The sequence below is a fragment of the Bacillus sp. FSL R7-0166 genome (assembly GCF_038008935.1).
Taxonomy (GTDB): Bacteria; Bacillota; Bacilli; order Bacillales; family Bacillaceae; genus Bacillus; species Bacillus altitudinis.
This window is the reverse complement of record NZ_JBBPAC010000001.1, coordinates 15,628-39,943: the sequence shown is the minus strand read 5'-3', so window position 1 is coordinate 39,943 and position 24,316 is coordinate 15,628. Positions and strand designations below refer to the sequence as shown.

The window sequence follows — 24,316 nt, the reverse complement described above, 5'->3', positions numbered from 1 at the left end:
GATATCTTATATCTATTATAACGTTCAAACAAGTGAACTGAAAGATGGATTCTCATTCCTTTATTGGTTTATGATTCACCAGCTTCTGCTCTGCCTCATGCATGCTACTTTTTAATTGAGCTCGTTCTTGGCTCCCATGTTCTTTTACCTGCAACGTTTCCTGCAATGTTTCGGCCAATTGACGCTGAACCTTTTTCAACGTATCTATAGGCGTTAAGGATGCATCTTCAAGCAGCTGTCCTTGCTGCTTCGATACCTGTTCATATGTTTGCTGGATACGCTGCTCAAGCGCTGAATTGGCTCGCTGCTGAATATGATTGAACGCAATCGACATTTGGTTGATCCATAAAGGAATTGATGCGGAAACAGTTGATTGAATATGATTGGCTAATGTATGGTTTGTATGCTGAATCATTCGAATTTGGGCATTACATTGCAGTGCGATTTGACGGCTCAACAACAAATCATACTTCCGTTCTTTTAATCTCTCCATATATTCTTCTTCATCGACTTCCCGACTCATCAATTGTTCCTCTAATGTCCGATCATGTGACTGTGATTCTGTTAGGGCATGTTGCTCTAACAGCGACAATTTTGCTTCAACTGCTGCAACCTGTAACGTCATCTCTTGAAAGTATGATTGATTTTCTTCAAATAAACGCTCCAATAACTTATGGTCCGAAATTAACACGCCTCTTGCGTAACGAAGCCTTGCTGACAATCTCTCTATCTGTGCTTCCGCTTGTTTAAAACGAGATATGATCTCCTGAGTCGAACGCTTTTCTCGCTGAAACAACCTTGAAAAAAAGCCTCGCTTCTTTGGCAATAAATCCTCTGGCTCCACTAAATGCAGTTGCTGTAAAAAGGACTCGAGAACATCTCCGATTTGCTCAATATCTTTTTTTTCCACATATTGCATCATTTGTTTTGATTGTTCTAACAATCGTTCCTGCACACGTGTGCCATAGAAAAGCAGTTTTTGTGGATGGTCAGGGATCTTCTCAGCTCGCTGTAGCGCCTCCTGCTTTTCCTCATCAGATAAGGTATCAAACACCCGAAACGGAAGATCTGTAGTAGATGGGGCTGGTGGTATGACTGGATCTTCTGGTTTCATCGAGTTTGACTCCTTTCATATCTATTTTTTAATCATTTTATCGGCCACTTCAAGTTCAATATGAAGTGCTTCTATATCTCTTCCTAAAACTTGCTGTAAATCATTCGTTAATTGCTTTTGCAGTTCAGTCAGCGTGACTCGAGTTTGGCTTAATGTCATTTCAAGCTCATGGCTACGATTCGGCTGATTATACAGCAGTGCATATTTCTCAGTTAATTCAACAACAGAATCCAAACTCTCAAAATAAAACCGCTGTGCATCATAAAACCGGTTCGGTTCCTTTTTTGTTATCGTATAGATGCGTCGTGCAAGCCGAAGAATTTCATAATTATGCTTGATCGTCTGTACGTTCTTCACAGCAAATAAAGCTTTCTTCAAACGAACCAGCTTTTGCCCAGCTTCTTTTAAGTGCTGTTTAATATATACATAATCACTACGAGACAGTCCGTGTTTCTTCAAAAACAACTGGAAGGCAGCCCATCGGCTTCCTGCAAACATCACACCCCACCCAATCATCGCATACAGTATCGACAATCCAACATGATGATGGAAAACACCAATACTGACAGTTAAAATCACCAGCGAAAAAAGAGTAGAGAGAACGGCCCATACAAATGTGTAAAAAATTGATTTCATGTTCATCGACTCCTATGAATAATCAGGCTCTCTGTTTATCTTATTATTTATTACGGTTGATGTCCAAACTAAGTTCCAAAAAACAGGCCCAATCCCCGATTGCCCATAAAAAAAGACCATCTAATGGTCTATGAATACAAAGGCGGCGTATGAAGATTTTTAAGCTTTCTTACATAATCAGCATAACTAGGATCCGAGGTTGATGTAGAAATTAACTTCCGTTCACAATCTCGGCATAAAAACTGATGATATAAATAAATTCCCTTTGTTTTTTTCTCTTCACAAATCAAACAAATTGCTTCTCGCTCTTTTTTGCTCATTGTGACACCTCCACTTATAGCTTCAGTATGCCCTAGCGCTTTCAATTGTATACAAAATTAAGAATGTTTTAGATGATAGTTTAGTATATGTATCCATGCCAGATCGAGTGTTTGTTCCTTTTTTAAAATACAAAAAAGACCAGTTCCGATTGGAACTGATCCTTTGAAAAGCTTGGCGGCGTCCTACTCTCACAGGGGGAAACCCCCAACTACCATCGGCGCTGAAGAGCTTAACTTCCGTGTTCGGTATGGGAACGGGTGTGACCTCTTCGCTATCGCCACCAAACCTGATGGAGAGAATGTTCTCTCAAAACTAGATAACAATGTTCATTTTTCACATTAGAATATAGGTTAAGTCCTCGATCTATTAGTATCTGTCAGCTCCACGTGTCACCACGCTTCCACCTCAGACCTATCAACCTGATCATCTTTCAGGGATCTTACTTCCTTGCGGAATGGGAAATCTCATCTTGAGGGGGGCTTCATGCTTAGATGCTTTCAGCACTTATCCCGTCCGCACATAGCTACCCAGCGATGCCCTTGGCAGAACAACTGGTACACCAGCGGTGCGTCCATCCCGGTCCTCTCGTACTAAGGACAGCTCCTCTCAAATTTCCTGCGCCCGCGACGGATAGGGACCGAACTGTCTCACGACGTTCTGAACCCAGCTCGCGTACCGCTTTAATGGGCGAACAGCCCAACCCTTGGGACCGACTACAGCCCCAGGATGCGATGAGCCGACATCGAGGTGCCAAACCTCCCCGTCGATGTGGACTCTTGGGGGAGATAAGCCTGTTATCCCCGGGGTAGCTTTTATCCGTTGAGCGATGGCCCTTCCATGCGGAACCACCGGATCACTAAGCCCGACTTTCGTCCCTGCTCGACTTGTAGGTCTCGCAGTCAAGCTCCCTTGTGCCTTTACACTCTGCGAATGATTTCCAACCATTCTGAGGGAACCTTTGGGCGCCTCCGTTACATTTTAGGAGGCGACCGCCCCAGTCAAACTGCCCACCTGACACTGTCTCCCTGCCCGATAAGGGCAGCGGGTTAGAAGGTCAATACAGCCAGGGTAGTATCCCACCGATGCCTCCACCGAAGCTAGCGCTCCGGTTTCCAAGGCTCCTACCTATCCTGTACAAGCTGTACCAACATTCAATATCAGGCTGCAGTAAAGCTCCACGGGGTCTTTCCGTCCTGTCGCGGGTAACCTGCATCTTCACAGGTACTATAATTTCACCGAGTCTCTCGTTGAGACAGTGCCCAGATCGTTGCGCCTTTCGTGCGGGTCGGAACTTACCCGACAAGGAATTTCGCTACCTTAGGACCGTTATAGTTACGGCCGCCGTTTACTGGGGCTTCAATTCGCACCTTCGCTTACGCTAAGCGCTCCTCTTAACCTTCCAGCACCGGGCAGGCGTCAGCCCCTATACTTCGCCTTACGGCTTCGCAGAGACCTGTGTTTTTGCTAAACAGTCGCCTGGGCCTATTCACTGCGGCTTCTCGGGGCTTTAACACCCTAAGAAGCACCCCTTCTCCCGAAGTTACGGGGTCATTTTGCCGAGTTCCTTAACGAGAGTTCTCTCGATCACCTTAGGATTCTCTCCTCGCCTACCTGTGTCGGTTTGCGGTACGGGCACCTCTCACCTCGCTAGAGGCTTTTCTTGGCAGTGTGGAATCAGGAACTTCGCTACTAAATTTCGCTCGCCATCACAGCTCAGCCTTCACGGGAAACGGATTTGCCTATTTCCCAGCCTAACTGCTTGGACGCGGATATCCAATACCGCGCTTACCCTATCCTCCTGCGTCCCCCCATTGCTCAAATGGTGAGGAGGTGGTACAGGAATATCAACCTGTTGTCCATCGCCTACGCCTTTCGGCCTCGGCTTAGGTCCCGACTAACCCTGAGCGGACGAGCCTTCCTCAGGAAACCTTAGGCATTCGGTGGACGGGATTCTCACCCGTCTTTCGCTACTCATACCGGCATTCTCACTTCTAAGCGCTCCACCAGTCCTTCCGGTCTGACTTCACTGCACTTAGAACGCTCTCCTACCACTGTTCGTAAGAACAGTCCGCAGCTTCGGTGATACGTTTAGCCCCGGTACATTTTCGGCGCAGAGTCACTCGACCAGTGAGCTATTACGCACTCTTTAAATGGTGGCTGCTTCTAAGCCAACATCCTGGTTGTCTAAGCAACTCCACATCCTTTTCCACTTAACGTATACTTTGGGACCTTAGCTGGCGGTCTGGGCTGTTTCCCTTTCGACTACGGATCTTATCACTCGCAGTCTGACTCCCAAGGATAAGTCATCGGCATTCGGAGTTTGACTGAATTCGGTAACCCGGTAGGGGCCCCTAGTCCAATCAGTGCTCTACCTCCGAGACTCTTACCTTGAGGCTAGCCCTAAAGCTATTTCGGAGAGAACCAGCTATCTCCAGGTTCGATTGGCATTTCACCCCTACCCACACCTCATCCCCGCACTTTTCAACGTGCGTGGGTTCGGGCCTCCATTCAGTGTTACCTGAACTTCACCCTGGACATGGGTAGATCACCTGGTTTCGGGTCTACGACCACGTACTCATGCGCCCTATTCAGACTCGCTTTCGCTGCGGCTCCGCATCTTCTGCTTAACCTTGCACGGGATCGTAACTCGCCGGTTCATTCTACAAAAGGCACGCCATCACCCGTTAACGGGCTCTGACTACTTGTAGGCACACGGTTTCAGGATCTATTTCACTCCCCTTCCGGGGTGCTTTTCACCTTTCCCTCACGGTACTGGTTCACTATCGGTCACTAGGGAGTATTTAGCCTTGGGAGATGGTCCTCCCGGATTCCGACGGAATTTCACGTGTTCCGCCGTACTCAGGATCCACTCTGGAGAGAACAACATTTCAGTTACAGGGCTGTTACCTTCTTTGGCGGGCCTTTCCAGACCTCTTCGCTTATATCGTTCCTTTGTAACTCCGTATAGAGTGTCCTACAACCCCAAGAGGCAAGCCTCTTGGTTTGGGCTGTTCCCGTTTCGCTCGCCGCTACTCAGGGAATCGCATTTGCTTTCTCTTCCTCCGGGTACTTAGATGTTTCAGTTCCCCGGGTATGCCTTCTCATACTCTATGTATTCAAGTATGGATACTACTCCATTACGAGCAGTGGGTTTCCCCATTCGGAAATCTCCGGATCAAAGCTTGCTTACAGCTCCCCGAAGCATATCGGTGTTCGTCCCGTCCTTCATCGGCTCCTAGTGCCAAGGCATCCACCGTGCGCCCTTTCTAACTTAACCATTTCTTACTTTAGAAAGAATCACTATGTGTGATGAACTTTGCATTGCATTCAATGTGAATGTATTACTTATTGTTATCTAGTTTTCAAAGAACACGTTGGTGGAGCCTAGCGGGATCGAACCGCTGACCTCCTGCGTGCAAGGCAGGCGCTCTCCCAGCTGAGCTAAGGCCCCGATTTAATAGAAGATGGTGGGCCTGAGTGGACTCGAACCACCGACCTCACGCTTATCAGGCGTGCGCTCTAACCAGCTGAGCTACAGGCCCATCTTTCATATCGAAGATATGATGTTGTAGGATCTTTTGCAAGTTCCTTCAAAACTAAACAAGACGAAAAACGTACGCTGCTCCATATATCCTTAGAAAGGAGGTGATCCAGCCGCACCTTCCGATACGGCTACCTTGTTACGACTTCACCCCAATCATCTGCCCCACCTTCGGCGGCTGGCTCCATAAAGGTTACCTCACCGACTTCGGGTGTTGCAAACTCTCGTGGTGTGACGGGCGGTGTGTACAAGGCCCGGGAACGTATTCACCGCGGCATGCTGATCCGCGATTACTAGCGATTCCAGCTTCACGCAGTCGAGTTGCAGACTGCGATCCGAACTGAGAACAGATTTGTGGGATTGGCTAAACCTTGCGGTCTCGCAGCCCTTTGTTCTGTCCATTGTAGCACGTGTGTAGCCCAGGTCATAAGGGGCATGATGATTTGACGTCATCCCCACCTTCCTCCGGTTTGTCACCGGCAGTCACCTTAGAGTGCCCAACTGAATGCTGGCAACTAAGATCAAGGGTTGCGCTCGTTGCGGGACTTAACCCAACATCTCACGACACGAGCTGACGACAACCATGCACCACCTGTCACTCTGTCCCCGAAGGGAAAGCCCTATCTCTAGGGTTGTCAGAGGATGTCAAGACCTGGTAAGGTTCTTCGCGTTGCTTCGAATTAAACCACATGCTCCACCGCTTGTGCGGGCCCCCGTCAATTCCTTTGAGTTTCAGTCTTGCGACCGTACTCCCCAGGCGGAGTGCTTAATGCGTTAGCTGCAGCACTAAGGGGCGGAAACCCCCTAACACTTAGCACTCATCGTTTACGGCGTGGACTACCAGGGTATCTAATCCTGTTCGCTCCCCACGCTTTCGCTCCTCAGCGTCAGTTACAGACCAGAGAGTCGCCTTCGCCACTGGTGTTCCTCCACATCTCTACGCATTTCACCGCTACACGTGGAATTCCACTCTCCTCTTCTGCACTCAAGTTTCCCAGTTTCCAATGACCCTCCCCGGTTGAGCCGGGGGCTTTCACATCAGACTTAAGAAACCGCCTGCGAGCCCTTTACGCCCAATAATTCCGGACAACGCTTGCCACCTACGTATTACCGCGGCTGCTGGCACGTAGTTAGCCGTGGCTTTCTGGTTAGGTACCGTCAAGGTGCAAGCAGTTACTCTTGCACTTGTTCTTCCCTAACAACAGAGCTTTACGATCCGAAAACCTTCATCACTCACGCGGCGTTGCTCCGTCAGACTTTCGTCCATTGCGGAAGATTCCCTACTGCTGCCTCCCGTAGGAGTCTGGGCCGTGTCTCAGTCCCAGTGTGGCCGATCACCCTCTCAGGTCGGCTACGCATCGTCGCCTTGGTGAGCCGTTACCTCACCAACTAGCTAATGCGCCGCGGGTCCATCTGTAAGTGACAGCCGAAACCGTCTTTCATCCTTGAACCATGCGGTTCAAGGAACTATCCGGTATTAGCTCCGGTTTCCCGGAGTTATCCCAGTCTTACAGGCAGGTTACCCACGTGTTACTCACCCGTCCGCCGCTAACATCCGGGAGCAAGCTCCCTTCTGTCCGCTCGACTTGCATGTATTAGGCACGCCGCCAGCGTTCGTCCTGAGCCAGGATCAAACTCTCCGAAAAAGTACAAAACCGAAGTTTTGTTTTTCGTCAGCGTTTGACTGACTACCTATGATGTATCATAGGATTTTTTTATAAAAACTCGAATTAACAGGTACGTTTTGTCTTGTTTAGTTTTCAAAGAACTTGTTTACCGCTTCAGAAGCGACTAGAACATCTTATCACATCCAAGTTGTTAGTGTCAACAACTTTTTTGTTATTATGTTTTTTCGTTTCTTCGTCATCAGCGACGTATATTAATTTACCACCATATATAATCAAAGTCAACAATATTTTGCATTAAATAATAAACTTTTCAATTACGACTAAAGCTGCTACACCTGGAATGCCCAACAAACCACTAATTCCGCTCGTTACAGGGTTAATGGAAACATGAAGCCCTAAACTCTCGCCGAATAAATTGAGACAAAATAAAAAAAGAGCGCCTGCGACAAATTTTATTCCGATAAGCCCCAACCATTTGAATGGATTCGCTTGAACACCCGACATAAACAACAATAAAACAGCTAACAAAATTGAACCAATCACAATAACAGGTTCCATAATCCTCTCATCTCCTCTTCATATGAATAGTACAAGCATATGAGAGGATTATGGAAAATAGACCTGCTATCTCCAGTTGTTTAAACGTAAATTTCTCTTTTTCGCTTCTCTCAGATAGAAAAAGTACTTCGCTTGAGCAAGCTTTAATTCGAATAGAATGTCCGGTGAAGGCTCAACGCTGTTTGCGACAAGCTTTTTTTGTCTGTTCCATTCTTCCTTTTGCTTAAAAAGCTGTTGAATTAATATCTCATCGAATTCTTTTCGAATTGATTTTCTGCGAAGAAAACCCATGTACCGTACTTCTCCTTCCTACATCTCACGTCTGCCTTCTAGAGCCTTAGAAAGTGTGACTTCATCCGCATACTCTAAGTCTCCACCTACTGGGAGTCCGTGAGCAATGCGAGAGAGTTTAATTCCTGATGGTTTCAACAATCTAGAGATATACATGGCCGTTGCTTCTCCCTCAATGTTTGGATTGGTTGCAAGAATGACCTCTGTGACTTGATCGTCTTGCAATCTTTTTAATAGGTCAGGAATTTTAATATCCTCTGGCCCAATTCCGTCCATTGGTGAAATAGCACCATGAAGCACATGATATAAGCCGTTGTATTCTTTCATTTTTTCCATTGCGATCACATCTTTTGGATCCTGCACGACACAGATCACAGATTGATCTCTTCTTGTATCTTCACAAATATAGCAAGGATCCTGGTCGGTGATATGTCCGCAAACAGAACAATAAGTTAAATTACGCTTTGCATTAACAAGTGCCTTCGCAAAATCCAGCACGACATCTTCTTGCATACTAAGAACAAAAAAAGCCAGACGGACCGCAGTTTTAGGTCCGATTCCTGGCAATTTCATAAAGCTATCAATCAGCTTTGATATTGGTTCAGGATATTGCATCTTCAGTTATTCCTCCTAGAATAAACCTGGCATGTTCATTCCTTTTGTGAATTGACCCATTGTTTCATTCGTTAGTTCATCAACTTTTTTCAATGCATCATTTGTTGCTGCAAGTACAAGGTCTTGAAGCATATCGATGTCTTCAGGATCAACAACTTCTTCATTAATCGCCACATCAACGACTTCTTTTTGTCCATTTACTTTTACAGTGACCATGCCGCCACCTGCCGTACCTTCAAGGACTTTTTCTGCAAGCTCTTCTTGAGCCTTAGCCATATCCTTCTGCATTTTTTGCATTTGTTTCATCATTTTTTGCATATTTCCCATTCCACCGCGCATATGAACACCACTCTCTTTCAAATTGTTAATCTTTAATTTCAATTAAATCGGTTCCTACTAACTTCTTTGCTTCTGCAATTAATGGATCTTCTTCAGCAGAAGCTGCCTGACCATCTGCTTGTTCTTCAGGCTGATGATCTCTTAAAAATTCTTCTCTTATTTTACCCCATTGAGCGTCAGGAACGCCAACTAATTCCACTCTTTTTCCTAGCATAGATTCTAGCAGTTGCTCAAGATTGGTTCGAACACCACTTTTATCTTCGGCCACCATCTTACAATGTATTTCAAATTTGAATTTTAAAACAAAGGCATGAGTTGCCGCCGCAACTGGTTCACTATCTGTTAATAGCGCAGCGTGAGATACCTTATTTTGCTGTTTTAATTGGGCAAGAAGTTCTCCCCATTTGCCTTTTATTTTTTCTAGTTCCGGTCGCTTCGCTTCTTTTAAAATCTCATGAATTCGACCGACAGGTGCACGATAGCCATTTTTATTACTCGTTTGAGGTCGAGGTGCTTCCGTTTTTGCTTGAGGACTCTGAGACTGAGTCATTGGAACACCCTCAGCTTTTAGCCTAGATAGCTCCTGTTCCAGCCTGTCTATTTTATTCGTTAATGCTGTTAGGTCGGAATCAGCCGGAGATGATACAGCACCAGCCGTTGACTGACAGAGCTTAACCACAGCTACTTCAAAGAAAATTCTAGGGTGATTTGTCCATTTCATTTCCTGATGGCTTTTATTCAGCACTTCAATCGTTTCATAAAGAAACTGAGGTGTCACACGTTCTGAAAGAGCTACAAACTTATCGTCGACTTTGACTTTTTCAAGGACACCTTCAAGATCCGGTGCTGTTTTGTAAAGAAGCATATCTCTAAAGTAGAAGATCATATCCTCTATTAATTTCGCGGCATCTTTCCCCTGTTGAAGCAATTCATTTAACGTATCCAGCGCTATCGCAATATTTTGCTCAAAAATGGCTTCAGCAAGCTGACTAATGAAATGCTGAGATACAGCACCTGTAATGAGCAGTGCATCATCAATTGTGAGCTGTTCACCACTAAATGAGATCGCTTGGTCAAGGAGACTGAGTGCGTCACGCATGCCTCCATCTGCCGCACTAGCAATAATCTCGAGTGAACCCTCTTGTATATTTAGGCTTTCTGCATCTACAATTTTCTCCATTCGTCCAACAATATCTTTTGTCGTGATCCGTTTAAAATCAAATCTCTGACATCTTGATATGATGGTAAGAGGAATCTTATGAGGCTCTGTGGTAGCCAAAATAAAGATACAATGAGCAGGTGGTTCCTCTAGCGTTTTAAGAAGTGCATTAAATGCCCCGATAGAGAGCATATGTACCTCATCTATAATATAAACCTTATATGTAACCGCTGAAGGAGCAAATTTCACTTTATCACGTATATCCCGAATTTCATCTACCCCGTTATTTGAGGCAGCATCTATTTCAATCACGTCTGAAATCGAACCGGTCGTAATCCCTCTACAGGCATCACACTCATTACACGGCTCACTAACAGGTGACTTTTCACAGTTCACTGCTTTCGCAAAAATCTTGGCAGCACTTGTTTTACCTGTTCCTCTAGGACCTGAAAATAAGTAAGCATGAGAAAACTTTTTCTGCAAAAGGGCATTTTGCAACGTTTTTGTGATGTGTTCTTGTCCAACAACATCCTCAAAAACTTGAGGTCTGAACACTCGGTATAAAGCTTGATAACTCACAAATACGCCCTCCTCCATTTATCATCATGTTCATTATACATGATGCAACGATCAATTCAAAAGTACACCTTTATTTTCTAATAAACGAAAAAGAGCATTTCCTTTAAAGACTTTTTACTTTTCTTGATTAAAAAACGTGTTTTCCTGCTTTCTGAAAATGTCTGCCAGATCAATAAGAACATTCGTTCCCTATATGAATTGCTTCAAAAAAACCTCACCCTAAAAATGGCTTTTTTGCTATTTGTATAAACAAAACAACTGATATATTCTTTCAATAGCAACAAAAAACTCACCTAGATAAACTAGATGAGTTACATTTAATATTGATTTACCGTGCACCTTCTGTCGATTCGCTACCCCAAGCGTTACTTAAACAGTTAGCTCGGCCCAGGCAACCCTGCGGCACATGAGAGGTTTCACTTAATGCTGCTTCCTTCCGGACCTGACATGGTTCATGAATTCCCATTGCGCAGGACCAAGACGTCAACACCACTTATTTAAGGCAGACCTTGAAGTAAACGAACCTTGAGAAGGGATTCGGCCTCGCTAGAGCGGATTGCGAGTACAGGGCACCGCTACCTCCCCGCTTAGCACGGCAAAATGAATATTAAATTGTTGGTGACGCAGACATAAGTATACCTTCTAAGTGATAAAATTGCAAACGACATCCATTCATTTACTTTTCGCTTGCTTCTTCTGCTGACGGAGGTCTCGAAAGAACTGACTTAACAGCTCACCACACTCATTTTCAAGCACACCACCAATGACTTCAGACTGATGATTGAACCGCTCATCGTCCAATAAATTCATTAAAGTACCAGCACAACCACCTTTAGGATCATAGGCACCAAAAACGACCTTTTTCACTCTTGAAAGTACAATAGCGCCTGCACACATTGGGCACGGTTCGAGTGTAACATAAAGTACAGCATCTTCTAAACGCCAACTACCAGTCATTTTACACGCTTCATCAATAGCAAGTAATTCCGCATGAGCAATTGATCGCTGTTCACTTTCCCTTAAATTGTGAGCACGGCTTACAATTTGATCATCAACAACGATGACGGCACCGATTGGAACTTCTCCTATTTGTTTTGCTTTCAAAGCTTCAGAAATAGCTTCTTGCATAAACTGTTCATCTTTCGTCATAGCACGGCTCTCTTTTCATGTTTTTTTAAAGGATATTGAGGTTAACATATTATCACAATCTTTTAAAGGGGGTCTTGATTTGCCAAAACAACAAAAGGCACTTCTTATTATTGACATGATCAATAATTTTGATTTCGAAATGGGACATGTGCTCGCTGAAAAAACAGAGCAAATGACCAATAAAATTTTAGCCCTTAAACGACACGCTATCAAGAAAAATTGGCCAATTATCTATATCAACGACCACTATGGACTCTGGAAGGCTGATATCAAAGCTGTTATGGAAACATGCAAAAACGAAAGAAGTGCCCCTATTTTAGAACAAATGGCACCATCTAAAGATGATTACTTCTTAATTAAACCTAAGCACTCTGCTTTTTACGGAACAGCACTAGAGACACTCCTAAATGAATTAGGTGTGCAAGAACTTATTTTAACTGGAATTGCCGGAAACATCTGTGTCCTGTTCACTGCAAATGACGCTTACATGCGAGAGTACAACCTCACTGTACCTAAAGATTGTATTGCTTCAAATGATGATAGAGACAACGAGTACGCTTTAACGATGATGGAGAACGTTCTTCTTGCCAAAATCACAACAACTAAAGAGATCACGGATGAAAATCAAACATGATTTATCCATCACCCTCATAAATTGTTAGCAATAACAAAGGGGGCGTTGACCATTCAAATTTATGTTGTCAAAAGAGGAGATACATTAAATGAAATTGCCATACGTTTTAAAACAACGGTAAATGAAATCATTCGGACCAACGACATCGAAACACCAAATCAACTAGTCGTTGGACAAACAATTGTCATCCCTATTAGAGGTCAATTTTATGAGGTCAAACAAAATGATACACTTTATCAAATTGGAAGAAGATTTCAAATTTCGGTAGAAGAATTGGCACGTGTGAATCGGATTCGGCCTGAAGCCATATTGCCTATTCGTTTTTTGCTTTATATTCCACAAAGACCGAAAAGAAATATTAATTCTAATGCTTATATAGAACCTCGCGGAAACCAAGTCAGCGAAAATTTAAAGCAAGCAGCCAGAGAGGCATCTCCATACTTAACCCATCTCGGTGCCTTTAGTTTTCAAGCGCAAAGAGACGGCACACTTCGCGAGCCACCGTTAGATCAATTACCTCAGATTGCCGCTCAAAGCAGAACGGTTTTAACCATGGTAGTCACAAATCTAGAGAATGATAAATTTAGTGATGAACTCGGGCGAATCCTTTTAACAAATCAAGCTGTCAAAACGACATTATTAAATGAAATCGTCCGCGTTGCTCAAAAGTATCAATTAAAAGAAATCCATTTTGACTTTGAATATTTACGCCCTGTTGATAAAGAAGCCTACCTTCAATTTTTAAGAGAAGCAACAACTCGTTTTCATCAACAGGGTTGGACTATTTCTGTGGCACTTGCTCCTAAAACAAGCAGTGAACAGAAAGGAAAGTGGTATGAGGCGCATGACTATGAAGCAATCGGTAAGATCGTTGATCATGTTGTGCTAATGACTTATGAGTGGGGCTACAGCGGCGGGCCTGCACAAGCCGTCTCTCCGATCGGCCCTGTCCGCCAAGTCATTGAATATGCACTGACTGTCATACCTGCCAATAAAATTGTGATGGGGCAGAATTTATATGGTTATGATTGGACGCTTCCTTATGTTCAAGGAGGCCCTATCGCCAAAGCCGTCAGCCCTCAACAAGCGATCGCCATTGCTAGAGAGAATAATGTATCCATTCTATATGACGAAACAGCACAAGCACCTTATTTCCGTTATATAGATGCTAACAACAAAGAACACGAGGTTTGGTTTGAAGATGCAAGATCCATTCAAGCCAAATTTAATCTCATTAAAGAGTTAAACCTAAATGGAATTGCTTACTGGAAATTAGGTCTATCCTTCCCACAAAACTGGTTGTTGTTATCAGATCAATTTAATATTGAAAAAAGAACGACATCGTAATTCATACGCTCTATCTCTCAGAAGGGGTATGGTACAATATACATTGGTTTGACAACTTTATAGATAGAGGAGAACGCCTATGTATCCTGCCCCTTTTATTGCAGTGGAAGGCCCAATTGGAGCCGGAAAAACAACCTTGGCTACAATGCTTTCAAAGGAATTTCAATTTCCTTTAGTAAAAGAAATTGTAGAAGAAAATCCATTCTTAGATAAATTTTATGAAGATATGGAACAATGGAGCTTTCAGCTTGAGATGTTCTTTCTATGTAATCGGTTTAAACAGTTAGAATCTATTGAAGAGAACTATGTCAAAAAACAGCAGCCGATTGTCACTGATTATCATGTCTATAAAAATATGATATTTGCAGAAAGAACCTTATCCAAAAAGCACATGGATAAATACAGAAAAATCTATCACTTGCTGACAGATGATCTTCCTAAACCAAATGCCATGATCTATATAAAAGCCAGCCTTCCCACCTTACTTGATAGAATAAAGATGAGAGGCCGATCTTTTGAAGAAGACATTGATCCAGCTTATTTAAAAACCTTGATTGAAGATTATGAGTTGGCCATCGAGCATTTAAAACAAACTGACCCAGGGCTTCCTATCATTACAATTGAAGGCGATCATACAGACTTCGTTTCCTCACAGCAAGATTACCAGCAAATTGTACAGAACATAAAGGAGCAAGTACTATGAAAAATATTGAAATACCAAAGGATGCTGTCATTACAATTGCAGGGACAGTTGGTGTCGGAAAATCGACCATGACGAAAACAATAGCGGACAAGCTAGGGTTTCAAACTTCTCTCGAAAAAGTAGATGATAATCCATACTTAGAGCCTTTTTATTCAGATTTCCAAAGATGGAGCTTTCATTTACAGGTCTATTTTCTAGCTGAACGTTTTAAGGAGCAGAAACGAATCTTCGAGTCTGGTGGAGGTTATGTACAAGATCGGTCAATTTATGAGGACACTGGTATTTTTGCTAAAATGCACGCAGACAAAGGTACCATGTCAGAGGTAGACTATGAAACGTATACAAGTCTATTTGAGGCGATGGTGATGACACCTTACTTCCCTCACCCAGATGTCCTCATTTACTTACATGGGGATTTAGATCATATATTACATCGTATTGAAGAGCGCGGGAGAGAGATGGAAACTCAAACCGATCGAGCATATTGGGAAGAAATGTACACTCGATATACGGAATGGATTGAACAATTTGATCTGTGCCCTGTGATTAAAATTAATATTGAAGATTACGACTTACTTCATGATGAAAGCTCACTTGATCCAATTCTTCATGAAATTGCTTCTGTTATTCAAAAAAATCGCTCTAACACAAAATAAAAAAAAACCGCTGCATTTCTCGAATGCAGCGGTTTGACAATTTCCAATTTTTATGCGTTTCAATTCAACTAAGGTAAAATCAATATGGCGGAGGAAGAGGGATTCGAACCCCCGCGGGCTTTGACACCCCTGTCGGTTTTCAAGACCGATCCCTTCAGCCGGACTTGGGTATTCCTCCGTATCGACAAGAATTAATATATCATATCATCTTATTTTAAGTCAACATCTTTTCGAAAAAAATTTCAACATTTGATTTTGGTATGATGTTTAGCCTATAAAAAGCAGCCGATAATCGGCTGCTCTTCATTTATTTCGTATCCTGTCTAATGTCTTCAATAAAAAGATTCATCTCTTCTTTAAAATCGTTTAATGATTCGATAATCTTTGTAAAGTCTGTCACTTGTTTAGCTTGTTCGTTTGTTGAACTGCTGATTTGTGAGATATTTTCAGATAAAGTGCCAATGCTGTCTTGGATTTCTTTTAAAAATGCATTAATGGTTTCGGCTGCTTCCTTTGATCCATCTGATAACTTACGTACCTCGTCTGCAACAACAGCAAAGCCTTTTCCATTTTCACCTGCTCTTGCCGCTTCAATTGCAGCATTTAGTCCTAACAGGTTTGTTTGTCTCGCAATACCGCCAATGGTTTTGACGACTTCTTCAATGTTTGCGGATTTCTCTTCTGCTCTTCCGGCCTGCTCACTAATTTCTAAGCTTGTCGCAGCCAGTTCTTGAGAATGAGCAGCAATTTGCTCAATTCCACCTTGTAACTCTTTCGCTACTTTGTTGATATGTTCCATATAGCCGCTTAATTTCTTCTCACGATGATGTGAAAAAGCCACTAAAAAAGAGCCAATCACTTTTCTATCTTCATCAAAAATCGGATAACCTTTTACAGCAATTTCATAACCATATAAAGACTCTGGCAAATGCCCATCATATTCTTGTCCTCTTAATGTCGTCGCCACGTTTTGGTCCTCTGGGTTTAAAGCGTCCCCTACTTTAATGCCAAAATCTACTGTGGTCGATGGATAATAGCAAAGTACCTTTTCTGTATCAGTGATGCCGAAAAGGACACTTTCATCTAGAACTTTTCTGAGTAATTGAGCCATTTCAACATAATAGTCAAGCCTATTCAAGGTTATTCCTTCTTTCCTAGATGCTTTTAGTTCTTTTATCGGCTTATTTTAGAAAAGCTGTAGAAGTTTAGGTAAAAAGAATAAGATGCCATGACGGCATCTTATTTTATCACTTCTTTATTTCCCATATAAGGACGTAACACCTCAGGAATAATCACTGTTCCATCCTCTTGTTGATAGTTTTCTAAAATGGCTGCAACAGTTCTTCCTACTGCTAAACCAGATCCATTTAATGTGTGGACGTGTTCTGGCTTTGCTTTAGGCTCAGGGCGGAAACGAATGTTTGCTCGTCTCGCTTGGAACGCTTCAAAGTTACTGCAAGAAGAAATTTCACGATACGTATTTTGGCTTGGAATCCATACTTCGATATCGTATTTCTTCGCAGCCGTAAAGCCTAAATCTCCTGTACACATGCTCATGACACGGTATGGCAGGTTCAATAATTGAAGAACTTTTTCTGCTTGGTTTGTTAGTTTCTCTAATTCTTCATAAGAATCTTCTGGTCTGACAAATTTCACAAGCTCTACTTTGTTAAATTGGTGCTGACGGATGAGTCCGCGCGTATCTCTGCCAGCAGAACCAGCTTCTGATCTAAAACAAGCACTAAATGCTGCATAATTGATTGGCAGCTGCTCTCCTTCAAGAATTTCGTCACGGTGCATGTTCGTAATTGGCACTTCAGCCGTTGGAATGAGGAAATAATCTTCTTCTCGAATTTTAAAAGCATCCTCTTCAAACTTTGGAAGCTGTCCAGTTCCTGTCATGCTTGCTCTGTTTACCATATAAGGTGGTAATACTTCAGTAAAACCAAATTCATCTACGTGTAAATCCAGCATAAAATTATAAAGTGCACGCTCTAACCGTGCGCCTAGCCCTTTATAAAAAACGAAACGGCTTCCTGTCACTTTTCCTGCACGTTCAAAATCCAAAATTTTCAGCTCATCGGCTACATCCCAATGCGGCTTTGGTTCAAATGAGAAGGCTGGCTGTTCGCCCCATTTTCTCACTTCAATGTTGTCATCTTCTGTTTCACCGACTGGTACAGAATCATGAGGGATGTTTGGAATTGAGAACAGGATGGTTTGCAGGCTTTCCTCTACTGTTCTTAATTCATCATCCAACTTCTTAATCTCATCGCCTACCTCACGCATTTCTTGAATAATGTGATCGGCGTCTTTCTTTTCTCTTTTTAGAACAGCCACTTGCTGTGATACTTCATTTCTTCGGCTCTTTAATACTTCTGTTTTGCCGATTAATTCTCTTCTTTTTTGATCCAGCTCACCAAACTTATCAAAATCCGCTAAATCTTCGCCTCGATGGGCTAATTTTTCTTTGATTTGATCAAAATCCGTGCGCAGTTGTTTAATATCCAGCATGTGTAACACTCCTTTTTTATCGAAAAATAAAAAGAGCCCTCATCCCATGAAAGGGACGAGAGCTCTCGCGTTGCCACCCTGATTGAAAACACGCCAAAAGCATGCTTTCCTCTTTCCTCTGTAACGGCATCACCGTAAATGCTTACTTCGTGTTTCAGCATTTCGCTCAAGGATGGATTCAGAATGCATCTTTCACCGATTCTCACCAACCATCGGCTCTCTGAGAAAGAGGGGCTCCTTACTATTTCCCGTCAACGCTTTTTCGATCTTTGATTGTGATTTTAATGTACTATAAGTTTTATCTCTTTTCAACCGTTTTATACAGCAAGCTTCGTTTTATAGGACTCCACCATCTCAACAAACAGCTGTGTTAACCGATGGTCGTCTGTCAGCTCTGGATGAAAAGAACAACCTAAGATATTGTTTTCTTTCGCCATCACAATCCTGCCGTCATACTCAGCCATGACCTCTACGCTCTCATCTGCGCTGATGATATGAGGCGCACGGATGAACACTCCTGTAAACGGCGCATCCAGTCCTTTCACTTCTACATCTACTTCAAAGCTGTCTACCTGTCTGCCAAACGAATTACGTGCAACAGATACATTTAACAGGCCAAGATGAGCATCTTCTCGATCTTCTATATGCTTTGCCAGCATAATCAAACCGGCACAAGTCCCAAATATCGGTTTACCTTGAGCAGCGAACGCTTTAATCGGTTCAATGAATTGGTACGTATCCATGAGTCTTCTCATCGTCGTACTTTCACCACCAGGGATAATGAGACCGTCAACAATTTCTAACTCCTCTACCCGTTTGATGATCTTTCCCGCTACGCCACAAGCTTCAATCGATTGAATATGCTCTCTCACCGCTCCTTGAAGCCCTAGTACACCAATTGTTAGCATGTTCGTCGCGCTCCCTTAATTACCAGCCACGCTCTTGCATACGCTCTTCTGGCAATAGATTTGAAATTTCAATTCCTTTCATCGCTGTTCCAAGCTCTTTAGAAAGCTCTGCAATTAGACGGTAATCTGTGAAATGAGTCGTTGCTTCTACAATCGCTTTTGCAAACTTAGCTGGATTGTCTGATTTGAAGATACCAGAGCCGACAAACACACCATCTGCTCCAAGCTGCATCATTAATGCTGCATCTGCTGGTGTCGCAACACCTCCAGCTGCAAAGTTTACAACTGGCAATTTGCCTTCTTTTTTAATTTGAACCAATAATTCATAAGGTGCGCCTAAATTTTTGGCTTCTGTCATCAATTCATCTTCACTCATTGCCGCCACTTTACGAATTTGAGCATTGACCTTTCTCATATGACGGACAGCTTCTACAATGTTTCCTGTACCAGGCTCACCTTTTGTCCGTAGCATAGAAGCGCCTTCTGCAATACGACGAGTCGCCTCACCTAGGTCACGACAGCCACATACGAAAGGTACCGTGTATTCATTTTTATTTAAATGGAATTCCTCATCTGCGGGCGTCAGCACTTCACTCTCATCAATATAATCAACACCAAGTGCTTCAAGAACACGAGCTTCCACGATGTGACCGATACGTGCTTTTGCCATGACTGGAATCGTTACTGCATTTTGTACTTCTTCCACGATTCTTGGGTCTGCCATACGGGCAACACCGCCTGCTGCACGGATGTCAGCTGGTACTCGTTCTAGTGCCATTACTGCCACTGCGCCTGCTTCTTCTGCGATTTTTGCCTGCTCAGCATTGACGACATCCATAATGACGCCACCTTTTTGCATTTCTGCCATTCCACGTTTAACTCGTTCAGTTCCCTTATTGCTCACAATTGTTTCCTCCCATTTGTCTATTCGATTGATTCAACACCTTTATCATACAAGCGATAGAGTATAACAATAAAGAGAATAGTATAACAATTCAATCAGCTCACAAAAAAGAAGAAACCCTTATATATCAAGGTTTCATAGTTAAAAAGGCATCATTCCCTCTTTTAAGTGTTATTAACATGTTATAATGCATCTATAACAATTCGAAAACATCTATAACAATTCCACACCCATTGGAGGATTTTCATGCATATTGATATCCATCGACATTCAGATACATCTCTTTCGAATCAGATTTACTTTTCCATCGTTGATCACATTCAATCAGGTCTGCTTCAGCAAGGCGATAAGCTGCCGACTGTACGTGATCTAGCGAAACAGCTGAATGTAAGTCTTGTCACAGCAGCAAAAGCCTATACACGGCTTAAGGACGACGGATTTTTAACGACTGTACAAGGAAAAGGTACGTTTGTGAATGAGCAGCATGAGCACACTGACATCCCGGTTCAGTCATCTACTTCTTTCGATTGGCAGTTATCGATCCCTGATTATTTACCAAGGTCTCAATTTGCTCAGTATCACTATGTCGAAGAAGCCATTAATCTTTCTTCCTCTATGATTGATCCTGGTCTTTTACCTAACCGGTATTTAGAAAAAGAAATGCAGCATGTCCTAGCCCGGCATCCTCAAATCATGTCAAAATACGGAGAAATACAAGGTGACCTTCAGCTTCGTCAGGTCATTCAATCATTTCTAGAAAAATTAGATGTCCCTTCTACTCCTGAAAATATCCTTGTCACTAGCGGTTCTCAGCAAGGGCTTGATTTAGTAGCACGTACATTTATCGGGCCGGATGATGTAGTTGTCATGGAGGCGCCCACCTATCCAGGCGCAATTGATGTCTTTATGGGGAGAGGGGCACGAATTATTACGGTTCCTGTCGATCATGAAGGAATGAACATGAAACAGCTTCAAAGCATTTGTGATAAATATAAACCAAAGCTCATCTATACCATTCCTACTTTTCACAGTCCTACAGGCGCCAGTATGTCGTTGAAACGAAGAAAACAGCTGCTTTTACTGGCACAAAGCATTGATTGTCTCATTGTAGAAGATGATCCTTATCGTGAGCTTTATTTTGAAAAGAAACCGCCGGCACCTATTAAAAGCCTGGATCACGATGGACACGTCATTTATTTACGAGGATTAAGCAAGACACTGGCTCCAGGATGCAGAATTGGAATTATTACTGCGTCAGGCTCTATATTTAACCGTTTATTAGCAGCAAAGGCCAATAATGATTTAGGGAGCCCACTTCTCACCCAAAAGGCTATTTTACCGTTTCTCACATCCAAGAAAATGATCGATCATACGAAAAAATTAAGAACTGCCTTGAAGGTGAGACGCGATTTGATGATGGATGTGTTGACAAAGCATGCGCCAAAGGACGTCACGTGGCAAATCCCACAGGGCGGGCTCAATTTGTGGCTTAGCTTTCCTTCCTGGGTAGATACACGTGCCCTATTACATGAGGCACGGAAGCAGCAAATCACCTTCCTGCCTGGCTCTGTCTGCTATCCTGGGGAGCCGAAGCAGAATTATATACGTCTCAGTTTTTCTTATGTGAACGAAAAGGCACTGACAGAAGGTATGGAAAAGTTATGTGGTATTTTTCAGCAGGCCTTGTCTACACCTCAAAACCACAAACAATCTCTTTTCTTTTAACGATAAAAAAACTGCTCTCTATATTTGAGAGCAGTTTTTTTATTAGAACCAACCTTTTACTGTGTCAACGATTCCGCCCCAAATGCCAGCGAAGAATCCACCTACACCACGCATTGCAAGGATGAACCAGTTTGCTTTTTCATCACCTGTTTTCGTCACAAGCTCAACACCTGATTGGTCTTTACTCAAATAGCCGTAGTCCTTCTCATCACCAGAATAAGAAGTCGTCAACATGCCAACCTTTGTTCCTTTTTTAATAGGAGCTTCTAGGTTCTTTTTATCAATATTTACTTTCGCTTTATAGCTCTTCTCATCACCATTTTTAACCGGTACAGAGAAAGCTTCTTTCGTCACGACGGGTACTTCTTTATCTTTTCCTTTATCGACTTCGATGTTTTCATGTCCCTTGATTTGTTGGCCTTTTTTATACATTTCTTTCATCGTGAAGTTTTTAAAGGCATAATCGAACAATTTTTTCGCCACATCGAAACGAGCTGTATGAAGATTCCCTTTAGCATTCAGGACAACTGCGATCACACGCATGTCACCACGTTTTGCTGTACCTGTGAAGCTAGAACCAGCTGAATCAGTAGAGCCCGTTTTCAGACCGTCTACGCCTTCATATTCTTTCACAAGTCCTTTAAGCATAAAGTTCCAGTTTGGCATGTCCATTTCATCATCTGTGCCTTCTCTGAACTTTGTTTTCGCGATGCTTGCTGTTTCAAGAATTTCTGGGTGATCTTTGATGAGATGCTGTGCAAGCAAAGCCATATCCTTTGCGGAAACTTCACTTTCTTCATCAGGACCCGTACCTTTTGGCTGTTTGCCATGTAAGTCTTTATTTTCTAATCCAGTTGCATTCACGAATTTGTAATTGGTTAAGCCAAGTTCTTTTGCTTTTGCGTTCATTTTTTCAACAAACTTCGATTCTGATCCAGCGATTACCTCTGCTAGACCAATTGCTGCTGCATTTGCTGAATAAATAGCCGTTGCTTGATAAAGTTCTTTGACAGTATACGAACCATCTTTTCTCAATGGAACATTGGATAAACTGCGGTCCTGGGAAATTTCGTACACATAATCATCTGGCGTATATGTTTGATCCCATTTCACTTTGCCTTCAGCAATCGCCTCTAGTAATAGATACTCTGTCATCATCTTTGCCATACTTGCAATAGGCAGTCTTTGTTCTGCGTTTTTACTATAAAGAATTTTACCTGTAGAAGCTTCAATAAGGATGGCTGCTTTCGCATTCACATTGAATGGATCTTCAGCCGCTTTTGCTTTGGACATTGGGGTAAATGCAGTAACAATCAATGCCAATGCAAGGATAGAGACCATAAGCTGTTTCAACATCTTGCTGTTCAATCGTCATACCTCCGTATTCATCTTTTTTCGACGTTTTTCATATATATTTAATCCACAAGGGCTTATTTCGACACAACAGTATAAATTTTATCACAATAAAGACAAAAAAAATAGACAGAGTCATAGACCCTGTCAAATGTAATTTGATTGTCACAATTTATCAAGAAATTGTGTAGTTTGGTGATTCTTTTGTAATTTGTACATCATGTGGATGACTCTCACGAAGACCTGCACCTGTCATGCGAATGAATTGTGCTTCTTCTCTAAGAGTACGTAAGTCCTGTGTTCCACAGTAGCCCATACCAGAGCGAATACCGCCAACGAGTTGGTAAACAGTATCAACAACTGGTCCTTTATATGGTGTACGTCCTTCGATACCTTCTGGAACGAATTTTTTATTATCTTCTTGGAAGTAACGATCTTTACTTCCTTTTTCCATTGCAGCAACAGAACCCATACCACGATATACTTTGAAACGTCTACCTTGGAAAATTTCTGTTTCTCCTGGGCTTTCAGATGTACCAGCAAGAAGACTTCCCAGCATAACAGCATGTCCACCAGAAGCTAATGCTTTCACGATATCACCTGAATATTTAATTCCACCATCTGCAATAATAGATTTACCATGTTTTCTTGCTTCTGTTGCACAGTCATAAATCGCTGTGATTTGTGGTACACCGACCCCTGCAACAACACGTGTTGTACAAATCGATCCTGGTCCAATACCCACTTTTACAATATCTGCTCCAGCTTCAAACAATGCTTTTGTTGCTTCAGCTGTTGCAACGTTACCAGCAATGATGTTAAGAGAAGGATACGTTTCACGGATTTTCGATACAGTGTCTAGAACACCTTGAGAATGACCGTGTGCTGTATCAATGACGATCACATCAACATTGGCTTCTACTAATTTTTTCACACGAGTCATTGTATCGCCAGTGACACCTACAGCGGCACCAACAATTAAACGGCCATGTGCATCTTTAGAGGAGTTAGGGAATTCAATCACTTTTTCAATATCTTTGATGGTGATGAGACCTTTTAATGTTCCTTCGTCATCTAAAAGAGGTAATTTTTCAATTTTATATTGCTGAAGGATTTTTTCAGCTTCTTCTAATGTTGTTCCAACAGAAGCTGTCACAAGTTCCTCTTTTGTCATCACGTCGCTAATCTTCATTGAATAATCCGAAATAAAACGAAGGTCACGGTTCGTAATAATCCCAACAAGCTTTTGATCTTGTTCGTTATTGACAATCGGTACACCAGAAATACGATATTTACCCATTAAATGTTCTGCATCGAATACTTGATGATCCGGTGTTAAGAAAAATGGATTTGTAATAACACCACGCTCTGAACGTTTTACTTTGTCCACTTGTTCAGCTTGCTGCTCAATAGACATGTTCTTATGGATGATTCCAAGACCACCTTGACGTGCCATTGCAATCGCCATTTGTGATTCCGTCACAGTATCCATTCCTGCACTAATAATTGGAATGTTCAACTTTAAAGTGCTTGTTAACTCAACTGATAAATTGACATCACGCGGAAGCACCTCAGACTTTGCTGGAACAAGCAACACGTCGTCAAACGTCAAACCTTCTTTTGAAAATTTACTTTCCCACAT

The 24,316-nt window shown here is 42.6% G+C and carries 19 protein-coding genes, 3 tRNA genes, 3 rRNA genes, 1 other RNA gene, 1 pseudogene and 1 other annotated feature; of the genes and pseudogenes, 5 read left to right on the top strand and 22 right to left on the bottom strand.

Annotation, left to right across the window (positions count from 1 at the left end; genetic code table 11):
• Positions 1 to 52 precede the first annotated feature (52 nt).
• From NST01_RS00200 to tadA, 15 genes are all read right to left on the bottom strand, one after another.
• Positions 53 to 1,114, bottom strand: coding sequence for a toxic anion resistance protein (locus tag NST01_RS00200; protein ID WP_326115387.1), 1,062 nt, complete (start codon positions 1,112 to 1,114; stop codon positions 53 to 55).
• 21 nt (positions 1,115 to 1,135) lie between these two features.
• On the bottom strand, positions 1,136 to 1,750 hold the full coding sequence (locus NST01_RS00195; protein ID WP_017359333.1) for a 5-bromo-4-chloroindolyl phosphate hydrolysis family protein: 615 nt from the start codon (positions 1,748 to 1,750) through the stop codon (positions 1,136 to 1,138).
• Between the two features lie 128 nt (positions 1,751 to 1,878).
• Positions 1,879 to 2,070 carry a sigma factor G inhibitor Gin gene (locus tag NST01_RS00190; RefSeq protein ID WP_017359334.1) on the bottom strand — a complete coding sequence of 64 codons (192 nt, stop codon included), beginning with the start codon at positions 2,068 to 2,070 and terminating at the stop codon, positions 1,879 to 1,881.
• A 170-nt stretch (positions 2,071 to 2,240) separates the two neighbouring features.
• Positions 2,241 to 2,356, bottom strand: a 5S ribosomal RNA gene (gene rrf / locus NST01_RS00185).
• A 61-nt stretch (positions 2,357 to 2,417) separates the two neighbouring features.
• Positions 2,418 to 5,348: ribosomal RNA gene (locus NST01_RS00180) — 23S ribosomal RNA — on the bottom strand.
• Between the two features lie 98 nt (positions 5,349 to 5,446).
• Positions 5,447 to 5,522, bottom strand: a tRNA-Ala gene (locus tag NST01_RS00175).
• A gap of 14 nt (positions 5,523 to 5,536) precedes the next feature.
• Positions 5,537 to 5,613 (bottom strand) — tRNA-Ile (locus NST01_RS00170).
• 96 nt (positions 5,614 to 5,709) lie between these two features.
• Positions 5,710 to 7,258: ribosomal RNA gene (locus tag NST01_RS00165) — 16S ribosomal RNA — on the bottom strand.
• The 16S, 23S and 5S rRNA genes sit together here with 2 tRNA genes alongside, the layout of an rRNA operon.
• A gap of 276 nt (positions 7,259 to 7,534) precedes the next feature.
• Positions 7,535 to 7,798 carry a pro-sigmaK processing inhibitor BofA family protein gene (locus NST01_RS00160; protein WP_012009068.1) on the bottom strand — a complete coding sequence of 88 codons (264 nt, stop codon included), beginning with the start codon at positions 7,796 to 7,798 and terminating at the stop codon, positions 7,535 to 7,537.
• 66 nt (positions 7,799 to 7,864) lie between these two features.
• On the bottom strand, positions 7,865 to 8,089 hold the full coding sequence (locus NST01_RS00155) for a YaaL family protein (RefSeq protein ID WP_008342008.1): 225 nt from the start codon (positions 8,087 to 8,089) through the stop codon (positions 7,865 to 7,867).
• Positions 8,090 to 8,107: 18 nt separating this feature from the next.
• Entirely contained in the window at positions 8,108 to 8,704 is a 597-nt protein-coding gene (recR, locus tag NST01_RS00150; RefSeq protein WP_003218094.1) for a recombination protein RecR, read from the bottom strand.
• Positions 8,705 to 8,719: 15 nt separating this feature from the next.
• Positions 8,720 to 9,043 (bottom strand): YbaB/EbfC family nucleoid-associated protein, encoded by a 324-nt coding sequence (locus NST01_RS00145; RefSeq protein ID WP_008342011.1) that lies wholly within the window; start codon positions 9,041 to 9,043, stop codon positions 8,720 to 8,722.
• Positions 9,044 to 9,068: 25 nt separating this feature from the next.
• Positions 9,069 to 10,781 carry a DNA polymerase III subunit gamma/tau gene (gene dnaX, locus NST01_RS00140; protein WP_056703800.1) on the bottom strand — a complete coding sequence of 571 codons (1,713 nt, stop codon included), beginning with the start codon at positions 10,779 to 10,781 and terminating at the stop codon, positions 9,069 to 9,071.
• Positions 10,782 to 11,112: 331 nt separating this feature from the next.
• Positions 11,113 to 11,377, bottom strand: an RNA gene (ffs, locus tag NST01_RS00135) — signal recognition particle sRNA large type.
• Between the two features lie 76 nt (positions 11,378 to 11,453).
• Positions 11,454 to 11,930, bottom strand: a complete 477-nt coding sequence (gene tadA / locus NST01_RS00130; RefSeq protein WP_007496052.1) for a tRNA adenosine(34) deaminase TadA — start codon at positions 11,928 to 11,930, stop codon at positions 11,454 to 11,456.
• A gap of 79 nt (positions 11,931 to 12,009) precedes the next feature.
• Here tadA and NST01_RS00125 point away from each other — a divergent pair, with 79 nt between their 5' ends.
• From NST01_RS00125 to NST01_RS00110, 4 genes are all read left to right on the top strand, one after another.
• On the top strand, positions 12,010 to 12,564 hold the full coding sequence (locus tag NST01_RS00125) for an isochorismatase family cysteine hydrolase (RefSeq protein WP_025206593.1): 555 nt from the start codon (positions 12,010 to 12,012) through the stop codon (positions 12,562 to 12,564).
• A gap of 45 nt (positions 12,565 to 12,609) precedes the next feature.
• Complete coding sequence (locus NST01_RS00120; RefSeq protein ID WP_056703797.1) at positions 12,610 to 13,911, top strand: glycoside hydrolase family 18 protein; 1,302 nt, start codon at positions 12,610 to 12,612, stop codon at positions 13,909 to 13,911.
• A gap of 79 nt (positions 13,912 to 13,990) precedes the next feature.
• On the top strand, positions 13,991 to 14,614 hold the full coding sequence (locus tag NST01_RS00115) for a deoxynucleoside kinase (protein ID WP_017366700.1): 624 nt from the start codon (positions 13,991 to 13,993) through the stop codon (positions 14,612 to 14,614).
• Positions 14,611 to 15,270: a deoxynucleoside kinase gene (locus NST01_RS00110; RefSeq protein ID WP_024719578.1), complete on the top strand. Its 660-nt coding sequence runs from the start codon at positions 14,611 to 14,613 to the stop codon at positions 15,268 to 15,270. Before NST01_RS00115 ends, NST01_RS00110 begins: the two co-directional genes overlap by 4 nt.
• Positions 15,271 to 15,355: 85 nt before the next feature.
• On the opposite strand, the gene NST01_RS00105 is transcribed toward NST01_RS00110, so the two are convergent.
• From NST01_RS00105 to pdxS, 5 genes and pseudogenes are all read right to left on the bottom strand, one after another.
• Positions 15,356 to 15,448 (bottom strand) — tRNA-Ser (locus tag NST01_RS00105).
• 129 nt (positions 15,449 to 15,577) lie between these two features.
• Positions 15,578 to 15,913, bottom strand: a pseudogene (locus tag NST01_RS19350) (methyl-accepting chemotaxis protein); the annotation flags it as partial.
• Positions 15,914 to 16,509: 596 nt separating this feature from the next.
• Positions 16,510 to 17,784: a serine--tRNA ligase gene (gene serS, locus NST01_RS00095; RefSeq protein WP_008342028.1), complete on the bottom strand. Its 1,275-nt coding sequence runs from the start codon at positions 17,782 to 17,784 to the stop codon at positions 16,510 to 16,512.
• 48 nt (positions 17,785 to 17,832) lie between these two features.
• Positions 17,833 to 18,048: a binding site (T-box leader), on the bottom strand.
• A 53-nt stretch (positions 18,049 to 18,101) separates the two neighbouring features.
• A complete protein-coding gene (gene pdxT / locus NST01_RS00090; protein WP_326116073.1) occupies positions 18,102 to 18,692 on the bottom strand; it encodes a pyridoxal 5'-phosphate synthase glutaminase subunit PdxT in 591 nt (196 codons plus the stop codon).
• Between the two features lie 19 nt (positions 18,693 to 18,711).
• The gene (pdxS, locus tag NST01_RS00085; RefSeq protein ID WP_025206589.1) at positions 18,712 to 19,596 is read right to left on the bottom strand and encodes a pyridoxal 5'-phosphate synthase lyase subunit PdxS; all 885 of its coding nucleotides are present in this window, start codon (positions 19,594 to 19,596) and stop codon (positions 18,712 to 18,714) included.
• Positions 19,597 to 19,842: 246 nt separating this feature from the next.
• Between pdxS and pdxR the strand changes: the two genes are divergently transcribed.
• Positions 19,843 to 21,321 (top strand): MocR-like pyridoxine biosynthesis transcription factor PdxR, encoded by a 1,479-nt coding sequence (gene pdxR / locus NST01_RS00080; RefSeq protein WP_079919086.1) that lies wholly within the window; start codon positions 19,843 to 19,845, stop codon positions 21,319 to 21,321.
• A 42-nt stretch (positions 21,322 to 21,363) separates the two neighbouring features.
• Here pdxR and NST01_RS00075 read toward each other — a convergent pair whose 3' ends face one another.
• On the bottom strand, positions 21,364 to 22,689 hold the full coding sequence (locus NST01_RS00075; protein WP_008342036.1) for a D-alanyl-D-alanine carboxypeptidase family protein: 1,326 nt from the start codon (positions 22,687 to 22,689) through the stop codon (positions 21,364 to 21,366).
• A gap of 160 nt (positions 22,690 to 22,849) precedes the next feature.
• Positions 22,850 to 24,316, bottom strand: a complete 1,467-nt coding sequence (guaB, locus tag NST01_RS00070) for an IMP dehydrogenase (RefSeq protein WP_008342039.1) — start codon at positions 24,314 to 24,316, stop codon at positions 22,850 to 22,852.